The organism is Streptomyces sp. NPDC001880 (assembly GCF_053594575.1).
Genome location: NZ_JBSFET010000054.1, coordinates 31499 through 42376 on the forward strand (window position 1 = coordinate 31499; position 10878 = coordinate 42376).

General features: G+C 69.6%; 10 protein-coding genes and 2 pseudogenes. 3 read left to right on the forward strand and 9 right to left on the reverse strand.

Annotation, left to right across the window (positions count from 1 at the left end):
• Positions 1–15 precede the first annotated feature (15 nt).
• From ACWCQ6_RS24915 to ACWCQ6_RS24945, 7 genes are all read right to left on the reverse strand, one after another.
• Complete coding sequence (locus ACWCQ6_RS24915; RefSeq protein ID WP_451092672.1) at positions 16–1050, reverse strand: ketoacyl-ACP synthase III; 1035 nt, start codon at positions 1048–1050, stop codon at positions 16–18.
• A complete protein-coding gene (locus ACWCQ6_RS24920; RefSeq protein ID WP_451092674.1) occupies positions 1047–2831 on the reverse strand; it encodes a CoA-transferase in 1785 nt (594 codons plus the stop codon). The genes ACWCQ6_RS24915 and ACWCQ6_RS24920 overlap by 4 nt, the downstream gene beginning before the upstream one ends.
• Complete coding sequence (locus ACWCQ6_RS24925) at positions 2828–4120, reverse strand: beta-ketoacyl-[acyl-carrier-protein] synthase family protein (RefSeq protein ID WP_451092676.1); 1293 nt, start codon at positions 4118–4120, stop codon at positions 2828–2830. Before ACWCQ6_RS24925 ends, ACWCQ6_RS24920 begins: the two co-directional genes overlap by 4 nt.
• A gap of 199 nt (positions 4121–4319) precedes the next feature.
• A complete protein-coding gene (locus ACWCQ6_RS24930; protein ID WP_451092678.1) occupies positions 4320–5126 on the reverse strand; it encodes an ABC transporter permease subunit in 807 nt (268 codons plus the stop codon).
• A 69-nt stretch (positions 5127–5195) separates the two neighbouring features.
• On the reverse strand, positions 5196–6149 hold the full coding sequence (locus tag ACWCQ6_RS24935; RefSeq protein ID WP_451092680.1) for an ATP-binding cassette domain-containing protein: 954 nt from the start codon (positions 6147–6149) through the stop codon (positions 5196–5198).
• Between the two features lie 184 nt (positions 6150–6333).
• Entirely contained in the window at positions 6334–7146 is an 813-nt protein-coding gene (locus ACWCQ6_RS24940) for an enoyl-CoA hydratase/isomerase family protein (protein WP_451092682.1), read from the reverse strand.
• Complete coding sequence (locus ACWCQ6_RS24945; protein ID WP_451092684.1) at positions 7143–7757, reverse strand: LuxR C-terminal-related transcriptional regulator; 615 nt, start codon at positions 7755–7757, stop codon at positions 7143–7145. The genes ACWCQ6_RS24940 and ACWCQ6_RS24945 overlap by 4 nt, the downstream gene beginning before the upstream one ends.
• A 659-nt stretch (positions 7758–8416) precedes the next feature.
• Here ACWCQ6_RS24945 and ACWCQ6_RS24950 point away from each other — a divergent pair.
• Together ACWCQ6_RS24950 and ACWCQ6_RS24955 are read left to right on the forward strand one after the other, a co-directional pair.
• Positions 8417–8641, forward strand: a pseudogene (locus ACWCQ6_RS24950) (transposase family protein); the annotation flags it as partial.
• Positions 8542–9408 (forward strand): ISL3 family transposase, encoded by an 867-nt coding sequence (locus ACWCQ6_RS24955; RefSeq protein WP_451092687.1) that lies wholly within the window; start codon positions 8542–8544, stop codon positions 9406–9408. The pseudogene ACWCQ6_RS24950 and the gene ACWCQ6_RS24955, both read left to right, overlap by 100 nt.
• A gap of 25 nt (positions 9409–9433) precedes the next feature.
• Here ACWCQ6_RS24955 and ACWCQ6_RS24960 read toward each other — a convergent pair.
• Positions 9434–9633 (reverse strand): annotated as a pseudogene (locus tag ACWCQ6_RS24960) (transposase); the annotation flags it as partial.
• A gap of 99 nt (positions 9634–9732) precedes the next feature.
• On the opposite strand from ACWCQ6_RS24960, the gene ACWCQ6_RS24965 reads away from it, so the two are divergent.
• The gene (locus ACWCQ6_RS24965) at positions 9733–10182 is read left to right on the forward strand and encodes an RICIN domain-containing protein (RefSeq protein WP_451092689.1); all 450 of its coding nucleotides are present in this window, start codon (positions 9733–9735) and stop codon (positions 10180–10182) included.
• 255 nt (positions 10183–10437) lie between these two features.
• Here the strand turns inward: ACWCQ6_RS24965 and ACWCQ6_RS24970 are convergent, their stop codons facing one another.
• The gene (locus tag ACWCQ6_RS24970) at positions 10438–10602 is read right to left on the reverse strand and encodes a hypothetical protein (protein ID WP_451092685.1); all 165 of its coding nucleotides are present in this window, start codon (positions 10600–10602) and stop codon (positions 10438–10440) included.
• Positions 10603–10878 lie beyond the last annotated feature (276 nt).

Sequence of the window (10878 nt, forward strand, 5' to 3'; positions counted from 1 at the left end):
AGGGTTCGCCAGGGCTTACGGAACGCGCAGGAGCATCGCGCCCCAGCTGAAGCCGCGGCCGATGCCGATCGTCGCGACCAGGTCGCCGGAGCGGATCTTCCCGGAGCGCAGGTTCTCCGAGAGGCAGCTAGGGATGGAGACGCTGGAGGTGTTGCCGCGCTCCTGGATGTTGGTGAGGAGCTTCTCGCGGGGGATCTCCAGCGTCTCGCACACCTGGTTGATCATGTTCAGGTTGCCCTGGTGCGGCACGAACCAGTCGACGTCGGCCACCGTCAGGCCGTTGCGCTCCAGGATTTCCTGGCCCACGTGGGAGAGGAGCTTGGGGCCCACCGCGCCGACCTCCCGGCCGCGCATGAGCATCTTGTCGTTCTCGTCGATGTCGAAGGCGTCGAAGTACGAGCCGTCCGCGTGCAGCGCCACGTCCAGCAGCCCGCGCTCCTCGGTGTCCGCCGACCAGACGGCGGCCGCGGCCCCGGCCCCGAACAGCGCCGAGTAGCGGTAGTCGAAGTTGAGGATCGGGCGGGGGTTCTCGGCGCAGACGACGAGCGCGTTGCGCATCCCGAGCGCCGGGAGCATCGAAGCTGCGGTGGCGGTGCCGTACATGAACCCGGCGCAGGCGACCGAGGTGACGTCGAAGCAGGTGGCGTGGCGCAGCCCGGCCTGCTTCTGGAGCGGCAGCGAGATGTCCATGTAGTTGTTGGTGGCGCTGGACGGGTTGACCCGCGGCCGGGTGGTGGACGTCGTGCCGATGACGAGGTCGATGTCGTCGGGCTGGAGGCCCGCGGCGGTCAGGGCGTCGTCCACCGCCTTGGCGGCCATCTCGACGGCGCGCTCCTTCTCGTCGGCCGGCCAGTGGCGGCTGACGATCCCGGTGTTCTTGCGGATCCAGGCGTCGTCGATGCCCAGCGCTTCGAGCTGCTCGAAGTGGGAGTTGGTGATCGGCTCGCCGGGGAAGTAGTGCCCGATCCCGGCCAGCCGCACGGGGGCGATCGCCGTGGGCGGCAGCGGGCGGAGGTGGGCGGTCGCCGGGTCGGGGACGGTGGTGGTCATCGGTAGCAGCCTTCCGGGTCCATGGTGCGCAGAAGCGTGAGCTCTTCGGTGGTGACGGCCTTCTCGTCCGTCGGGGAGGGGCCGACCCCGGTGGCGGTCCCGGGGAAGGTCCAGCCGGTGAGGTCGCGGACCGCGGCCTCGGGATCGTCGGGGAGGTCGGCCTCCGTACGGCCGCGGCCGGGCACCGGCGGCAGCCAGGTCGACAGCTCGAAGGGGGTTCCGGGCCCCGGCCGGGTGAAGCGGCCGAACTGGCTGACCACGTCCCGCACCCGCAGGCCGGGGCTGGTCAGGTGGGTCAGCCGGGGTACGTAGCGGCGCGCCGAGGCGACGGCGATCACCACGCAGTCCACCGACGAGGCGATGTCGTTGGCCCCGCCGGACCCGGTGATCCAGCGGCCGTCGGGCAGCAGTGTGGTGTTGATGTTGGCGTCCGGGTCGATCTCCGCGGCGGAGAGGACGCCCAGGCAGCGCGGGTTGGCGGCGACGGCGCCGCCCAGCGTCTCGGCCACCCCGGCCAACATCTGCGAGCGCTCGGCGTGCCGCTGGCTGAAGAGGAAGACGTCGCCTGGCTCCGGGTCCATCGACTGCAGGCCCAGCTCGGCGGCGACCTGCACGTGGACGCCGTCCTTCGCCAGCAGCCGGGCCGCCAGCCACGCGGACATGTGCGAGGTGCCGATCCCGGCGAGCAGCGTGTCGTAGCCGCGCTCCCGGACCAGGTCGGCGACCGCGCGGGCGCCGAGCACGATGAGCTGCTCCTGCTCGGTGGGCCCGGTGAGGCCGTCCACCGAGGCCGGGGCGGCCGGTGCTGCGGGGGCGTCGGCGGGGGCCGGGAAGACGAGCCCGGCGCGGCGTTCAGTGCCCAGCCGCTCCAGGTACGCGGCATGGCCGCCGACGCCGCCGACCCACTCCTCGTACCAGGCGGCGGCGGTCTCCGGGTCCTTGCACGCGGTCACGATGTCGGTGAGGAAGGCGTAGTCGTCGAGGTAGCCGTCGACCCCGGCCAGTCCGCCGGTCCGCAGCGACTGGGGGTGGGCGCCGAGCGGCGCCTCGCACAGGCCCAGCACCCGGGCGGCGGGGATCACCACCCGGTCCGGCATGGAGTCGATCACCTCGTCGTCCACGATCGCCTCCACGGAGGCGAGGACGCCCTCGGTGGCGGCGTACGCGGCCCAGGCGCCCTCGCCCAGCGGGGGACAGGCCACGACGTTGCCCCGGCGGTCCGCGACGACGCCGTGGAACAGGGTGATGCGCGGGCGCAGCGGACTGAGGAGGGTGACGGTGCGGTCCGGGTCCTCGGGGTGCGGCACCAGGTGGAGGCTGCCCTCCTTGCCGTGCCGCAGGTCGGTCTCGGCGAGCATCGAACCGGTGGTGGCGAAGGGCTGCCCGAGCGCGGCGGCCATCAGCCGCTGGGTGTAGCTGAGCAGCGACCACATCTCCATCTCGAACGGCCGGCCCTCGGCGAGTTCGCGGTAGAGGCGGTTGGGGCGCGGGGAGGGGAAGGTGTCCCCGACGAAGCCCGTGATCACCTTGCGCACCGCGCCGGAGAGGGCGAGCGCGTGGGCGCTGGAGTGCACGGCGGTGGTGCTCACCGTGAGGCTGTGGGTCCCGGCGAAGGCCCTGCACACCGCGTTCAGCAGGGCGTTGGGCCGCGACATCGTCGCCGCCGCGTGCACGTGGTCGCCCTCCCGGACGAAGTGGCGCACCAGGTCGTCGGGTCCGTCGGCCAGGAAGGGGGCGGCCCGGCGGGCGGCGGGGGCGGGGCGTTCGGGTGCTGTGGTCATGCGCGCTCCAAGGCCATGGCGGAGGTCTGCGAACCGAAGGCGAAGGACAGCGAGACCGCGAGGTCGATCTCGGTGTCGCGCGGCCCTTCGGCGACGTGGTCGTAGTCGCACTCGGGGTCCGGCGTCAGGTGGTTGGCCGTGCGGGCCAGCCGCTGGTGGTGCAGCATCAGCGAGGTGGCGGCGACGTTGATGATTCCTGCCATGCCGAACGTGTGGCCGTAGACCGGCTTGTTGGAGCCGTGCGGCGGCAGTTCGGAGTCGTCGTGGCGCGGCAGCAGGCGTCGTAGGGCCCGGCTCTCGGCGATGTCGTTGTAGCGGGTCGCGGTGCCGTGCCCACAGACGTAGCCGATCTCCTCGGGCTTGCGCCCGGCGTCGTCGAGGACCCCCGCCACGACCGAGGCGGTGACGTCGCCGACCAGGTCCATGCTGGTCGCGTGGTTGGCCTCGTTGAGGGCGCGGTGGCCCAGCACCCGGGCGTAGATCCGGGCGCCGCGCTCCCGGGCGGACGACTCGCGCTCCAGGCAGAGCGTCATGGCGCCCTCGCCCAGGGCGAATCCGCGCCGGTAGCGGTCGTAGGGGCGCACGGCGCTCGCCGGGTCGTCGCTCTCGGGCGAGAGTACGCCGTCGCCGAGCGCCAGGTAGCAGCGCGCCACCTCGGGGACGATCGGGAACTCGTGCCCTCCGGCGAGGACCACGTCGGCGGTGCCGGAGCGCAGTTCGCGCAGGGCCAGTCCGATCGCGTGGTGGCCGCCCACGCAGGCGCTGCTGACCGTGGTGACCAGGCCCTTCGCGCCGACGTCGATGGCGGCCAGGGTGGCGGGGCAGCCGGCCAGACCGCGGAACATCGCGGTCGCCTTGCCGCCGTACGGGTCCTTCTCCGGGTCCGCCGTGATGGTCTCGGCCCACCAGGACAGCGGGCCGCGGGACGAGGACTGGACGATGCTCATCCGCTCCGGGGCGATCTGGCCCCGGGCGATCCCGGCGTCCTTGAGCGCGTCGTTGACCGCGGCCATGGTCGCGAGGATGTCGCGGTTGTACTTCGCGGCGTGCGCCGGACGGAGGTCGGGGAGCCGGGCCGCCGTGTCGAACTCGCCCAGCTGCGCGGCGGCGTGGACCGGCAGGCCGGCGGCGGCGAAGGCCGGGTTCTGCATCCGGCTCACCTGTGAAGTGCCCGTGGAGATGTGGTTCCAGAACGCATGGACATCGGGTGTGCCGGGCAGTACGCACCCGATGCCGGTCAGCACGATGGGATCGGAGGGGGTGAGGGAATGGGCTCGGCTGCTGTCCATGGCTCGAAGCTAGCCGCCCTTACATGAGCCTCGATATGGCCGTCAAGTACTCATCAACGCATTCTCTGATGACCGGCGGTACTCGATTTTCGGCCCCCGGGGGTGACGACATGAGGTATAGGGGCCCGTACACGCCGACGGCCCGGTACCTCCGCCGGGGGAGGTACCGGGCCGCTTCGGCCGTCGAAGGGCGCGGGGATCAGGCGTTCTTGACGTCGCGCCGGTTCACCGCGTACGTCCCGGCGGCGACGACGACGGCGGAGAGGGCCACCAGCAGCGCGACCCCGCCCCACGGAACGCCGTTCAGCAGCGGGTCGTTGCCCAGGGCCCACTCCCAGGGCGAGATGTTCGCCAGCGGCTCCAGGGCGTCGGACATCGGGGCGATGGCGTGGAGCAGGTAGCCGACGACGAGCACACCGGCCGCCACGCCGAGCGCGGGGCCGCGCCCGAAGCCGAAGCCGACCACGGCATACGCGACGCCTGCGTGCAGGACGGCCAGCAGACCGACGGTCAGCGTCACCGCGGCCATCCCGCCGCCGGAGACGTCCATGTCGAAGGAGACGACCGAGCCGTACACCGACAGCCAGACCAGGACGCTGGTGACGGTGAGGCCGAAGGCCACGCAGAGGAAGCGCACCAGGAAGACCTGGCGGCGGGCGACCGGCAGCGCGAGCAGCAGTTCGAGCCGCCCGGCCTCCTCGTCGCCGCCGGTCAGGGCGGTGGTCGCGGTCACGGCCATCAGGCCGAGGAGCAGGGGCAGCAGGACCGCGTAGAGGTTGCCCTTGAGGTAGCCGCTCGCGCTGCTGATCTGGTCGATGCCGAAGGCCGCGGCCATCTCCGGCGAGACGCCGGAGGCGAAGTCCTCCAGTGCGCCGGACTTCTCCATCGAGGGCCAGGCCCCGACGACGGAGAGGGCGAGCAGGACCAGCGCGGCCGACCAGGCGATCAGGGTGCGCTTCTGGATCTGTACTCCGCGCCGGAAGATCTCCGAGCTGGGCGATGACATGTGTTTCCCTTCCGGCCGGCCCGAGGACGGCCTTGATGACTGTGACCCGTCGCGGTTCGCCCGCGGTCGTTACCGCACCGGGTCGGCGGCCGGGGACTCCTCGGCCGTGGAGTTCCGGCCGTCGGGGGCGTCGTCCCGGTAGTACTCCAGGAACGCCTCCTCCAGGTCCGGTTCGGGCGCGGCCAGCGTGGTGATCCGGTGGCCCACCAGGAGCTTGAGCAGCGCGTCGGGCGAACCGGCCCAGGCGAGCGAGACTTCCTGGCCGCCCGGCCGCCGCCGCTCCACGCCCGAGGCCCTGTCCAGCGCGGCCAGCGCGGTGAGCGGGACCTCCTCGCCCTCGGCGAAGGTGATGTGGAAGCGCTGCGCGGCCTGGCGGCGCAGTTCCTGCGTCGTCCCGGAGGCGGCGAGCTTGCCGCCCTGGAGCACCGCGACCAGGTCGGCGACCCGCTCGACCTCGGAGAGGATGTGCGAGGAGAGCAGCACGCTCTGCCCGTTGTCCCGGGCCTCCTCGACGGTGGAGAGGAACACCTGCTGCATCAGCGGGTCGAGACCGTTGGTCGGCTCGTCGAGGATCAGCAGCTCGGGCTTGGCCATGAACGCGCCGACGAGGCCGACCTTGCGGCGGTTGCCGGTGGACAGGCCGCGCACCTTGCGGGCCGGGTCGATGCCGAACCGCTCGACCAGCGAGTCCCGGTAGGCGGTGTCGGTCAGACCCCGCAGCCGGGCCCAGGACACCAGCGTCTGACCGATGGTCAGCCGGTCGTCCAGCCGCAGCTCACCGGGCAGGTAGCCGATGCGCCCGCGGACGGCGGGGTCGGTCGGGTCCTCGCCGAGCACCCGGACCCGGCCCGAGGTGGGGCGGGACAGGCCCATGAGCATGCGGATCGTGGTGCTCTTGCCCGCTCCGTTGGGGCCGAGGTAGCCGTAGACCACCCCCGGGGGGACCGTCAGGTTGAGTCGGCTCAGCGCTGTGAAGTCGCCGAACTTCTTCGTGACTTCGGAACATTCGATGAGGGGGGTCACGTCTCTTCTGCTCTCCTCTTGCGCCCACGGCTCGTGCGTCCACGGTAGGCCGGGGCGTCCGGCAGGCATCGGGGGTGGGGGCGCCGCGTCCGCCGTACGGCGCGTGCAGCTGATTCACTGATTGCTGAATCTGATCAACAACCCTAACGGCGCAGCTCGCGGGCTGCAATGAAGGGCTGAGCCTCTATGGCTGGGAACGTTCTGGCCCGGGGGGCGGGCCGGATGGTACGGCGGGGCGCCGGCTCGCGGCCGAAGCGGCCTGCCACCAGTAGCCGTTCTCCACGCCGAGCGCCGCCGTGCGGTCCAGGTGCCCGGAGTCCCGCAGCAGGCGGACCCCGGCCTCCAGGAGCGCGGGGTCCCCGGCCGCCACGGCCGCCGCCAGCGACCGGGCCTCGCCGAGCGCCGCGCCGTCGGGCACCACGCGCTCCACCGCGCCCAGCCGGGCGAGTTCGTCGGCCCGCACCCGCTCGCCGGGGACGAGCAGCATCCGGGCGGCCACGCCGCGCCCGGCCCGGCGCACCAGCGAGTGCACCGCGCCGCCGCCGGGGACGGCGCCCACCCCCAGCTCCGGCAGGCCGAACAGCGCGCCCTCGCCCGCCACGACCAGGTCGCAGGCCAGGGCGAGTTCGAGCCCGCCGCCCAGCGCGTACCCCTCGACGGCCGCCAGTACGGGGAAGGGGGCTTCGTGCAGGGCCGCGAACACCGCGCGGAAATGGGCTCGCCGGACCGCCCGGCGCGACAGGTCCGACCAGTCGGGTTCGCGGGTGTCCGCGCCGCTGGAGAAGGTCCCGCCGGTGCCGGTGAGTACCAGGGCACCCGGGGTTTCCGTGTCACGGACCGTCAGCCGACCGAGGCGGTCGGCCAGTTGGCCCAGCAGTTCGGTCGACATCGCATTCCTGCGGTGCGGCCGGTTCAGGGTGAGGGTGACCACCCGGTCGTTCCGCTCGATCAGCAAGGGGTCCCCGGAGGCGCTGGGGGAGTTTTCCGGTGGTGTCATCCGCAGGGCCTCAACATCCTGAACAGTTCCTTGCGTCCGGACACGCCCACCTTCTGGAAGACCCGGCTTGCGTAGTTCTTGACGGTCTGCTGGGTGAGGCAGAGCTCGTGGGCGATCTCCTCGTTGGAGCGCCGACGCAGTAACAGCCCGAGGATCTCCTCCTCACGCCCACTCAGCTTCCACTGTCCGCCCGCGCGCTTCGGTACCGGTGCGGGTTCGGGCTCGTCCGCGCCCAGATGCCAGAAGCTGCGTCCGCTCAGCACGTCGTGCAGGCCCTTCACGATGGACTCGGGCGGGCACGACTCGTGCACGAACCCGGCGGCCCCGCCCCTGATGCAGTCCACCACGCTCCGCGGGGTGTTGTCCCTGCTGTAGAGGATGATCCGGGTGCCGCTCCAGTACGCGAGGTTGCCGAGCACGTCCTGCCACTGCTCGTACTCCACGAGCGCTACGTCCGGACGGCGCACGGGGAGGCTGCTGACAGAGGTCGGGCGGGGGCAACCGCCCAGTACGGTGACGCCTGGGTCGCCCCGGAACAGATCGAGAATCGCCTTGCGTATCAAAGGTGACGAGTGCAGGACCATCAGTCCGCGTCTGCCCTTATCGGCCATACCAGAACCCCTTGTATGCCGCGTGTCGTTCGGCATGTTGTGAATGTGTTGAACCATGCCCTCGAGGTGATGCCCCCGCGCCCGATGGGAGCCCGCCCCGGCGCGGGTCCGGAGCGGAACGGGAAAGCGGGAAGGCTGCGCCCTTCGGCGCGCGACCGTATTACCTTCGGTTACCGTCAGGTATTCAGGCGGTGGGAATTCCCCTGCCGACGGCCATTACTGGTGCGTAGATACCCCGTGTGGGAATAAGGTTTCCCATTGAGGACGCTTCCGCTCCGTGCTCGGTTTCAGTTTCGCAGCCCTTTCAGGCCAGATTTCGGTGCGCACGTTAAGGTTCTGCGACATCCACAGGAACAGTCTGTCCGGTGCGCACGAGCGGCGACACGGAGGCCCGAAACGGCCCGGACTGTAGTGGTGTGGCGGGGAACTCCGCCTGGTCCTGCCGGGATGAAGCACCCCTGAGGGGTTAGCTGGCTGAGGCACGGTTCCCCCCCTGGTTGTGCGTTCCAGCCCGACGGCCGCTCAGGGCCGCACGGGGCCGGCCAATGCATCAGCTCCGGCCCCGAATCCAGGCCAATAGTAACCGGAGAGGGTTCTGGCACAAGATCCGGGCTCTGTCGCTATTTTGGGGGTAGCTGGGCATCAATCGGGTGTGATGGGTGGGGGTTCAGGTCGCGGACGTTCTGCTGCCGGGTGTCAGGGTGCAGGTCGAGCATGTGGTGCTCACGGATGCGGAGGTCCGGCTCGCCGTGCGGTCACGAGCCGCGTCGGCTGCGTGCCCCGGATGCGGGCACAGATCTTCAAGGGTGCACTGCTACTACCAGCGGACTCTGGCGGATCGTCCTGTCGCAGGCCGGCATGTACGAGTAGGCCTGCGGGCTCGCCAGCTTGTGTGCGGGAACAGTTATTGCGACCGTCGGACGTTCGCCGAGCAGATACCGGCCCTGACGCGTCGGCATGCACGCCGCACGGACGCTCTCACCTCCCAGCTCACCGACATGGCCCTGTTCCTGGGTGGCCGGGCAGGAGCCCGTCTGTCCGAGCACATGGCCATCAACACGTGCAAGGACACTCTGCTCCGGCTGATCCGCGCCCTGCCGCTCCCGCCCCGGTCCCAGTCCCGATTCTCGGCGTCGACGAGTTCGCCGTGCGACGCGGACGGACCTACGCGACGATCCTCATCGACATGTCCGCCCACCGCCCGGTTGACGTTCTCGCCGATCGCGCCGCGAACACCTTCGCGTCCTGGCTGCGGAACCACCCTGAAGTGCGGATCATCTGCCGCGACCGTGCCGGCTCCTTCCGTGACGGGGCCCAAGCAGGTGCTCCGCAAGCCCGGCAAGTAGCCGATGCCTGGCACCTGCTGCACAACCTGGCCGAAGCAGTCGAGCGGGTCGTGGGCCGGCACCGCGCCGACCTGCGAGAGCGCCTCGGTTCCCACGACGACCGGAGCAAAGACGACCAGCCTCAGGAAGTCTCAGGCCGCGCAGAGCTGGACATCCACGGACGGCCGCGCCCCTTGGTCAGCCGTACCCATGAACGCCACCAACAGATCCACGAACGCATCGAACGCGGCGACAGCCTGCTGGCCATTGCACGAGACCGATCGTTATCTAGTGCTGTCAAGTGTCTCTGCAGGCCAACGGGTTGATCTGGCGTAAGGCAAGTTAGCCATGTAGCACGAGCCGCCCGTCGGCCGCCTTGGGCTGGGGCAGCGCGACCAGCATCCGCCGCAGCCGCCCGGCGTCGATCCAGCCACGACAGAGCCTCGTACAAGGCGCCGTGTCCACGGTGATGCTCGGCCAACAGCGTCAGATCCACCGGCGTCCTCAACCGGTCCTTCCGCGCACAACAACGCGTCGGTCAGTTCGAACAGTTCGTCGAAGCCCGCTGAACTTCAATTCAAGGAGAGTCCACGATGCATGCAACACTGCGCGCCGCATTAATTGCGGTTGTGACTTCACTCGGAATCACCATGGCAAGTACGCCCGGAAACGCGGTCTCCGCTTCGCCGGGATCCCCTGGCGACCCAAAGTACCAAATCAGAAACCTGGCCACCGGCATGTGTCTCTACACAAAGATATACAACATGCAGGAAATTCATACGGGCGGGTGTAATTCAGCGTATGACGACCAGCAGTGGAGAGTCACCGTACACGGAGACTACGTGTTGCTTCAGAATGTCTCCAAGGGATCGTGCGCAGCTGGGGATCCGAGAACAAATAGGATGCTGTATCCGGACAGCTGTGGTAGTGAATACGCAAAATGGACCGTCAAAGGCGAGTTGAATCCGACCGGTACGGTTACTCTCGTGCAGCAACAAGGAGCAGTCTGTATGGATAGCAACAATGATGGTAAGGCATATACCTGGACGTGCAGCATGAACAGTGACCGCCAGAAATGGCAGGTCTCACTCGTACCGTAAGTACGCTAGTGCATTAGTAAAGGGGAGCGCTTTCGCCGCTGGAGGCCTCCATCGGTGCGAGTGGCCCCGAATTGGGATTGCAGCCCCTGCGGGACCCTGACGCGGTCGACGACGAGGATACCGAAGGCTGACCAGGACCAGGGCCGGGCGCGATGCCACGGCTTGTCGTATGGGCCGCCGCAGGTGCTGCACATGCCGGTGTGTAGAGGGCGGCGGCCGGGCCTATCCGGCCGCCGGGCTCGGACGGACTTAGTCCTAGTAGTCGGCGGTGGGGGAGCCGCAGTCATTGCCCATGCACATCTGGATGGGCAGGATGTCCACGTCGTTGAAGTTGATGTCGTCCGCGGCAGCGCTGCTGGCACCGGTGACGAGGCAGGTCAGGGCCAGGGCGGTGGCGGCGAGGACGGCTCGAATGGTCATAACTCTCCCAGGGTGGGGTTCCGTTGCGTGCCCATGAGTGCTCACAGATTGACCCCGTTTCCGGTTTGTGGCGCGCCCTTCATATGCGACATTCCACAAGTTCCTGAGCCCTGCTGAGTCCTTGCCCCCGTGGCTCACTCTGCCCGAGGCCCGTCTCCAACGGAATCGTGTCAGGCTTGCCTGAACCGCCCCGGGTTCGGTAGAGATCTCAGATTGTGGTTTTGACCTGGGGTTTCGCGGTGGTGAGGTAGTAGTTGGTCTCGTATTCGACGGGTG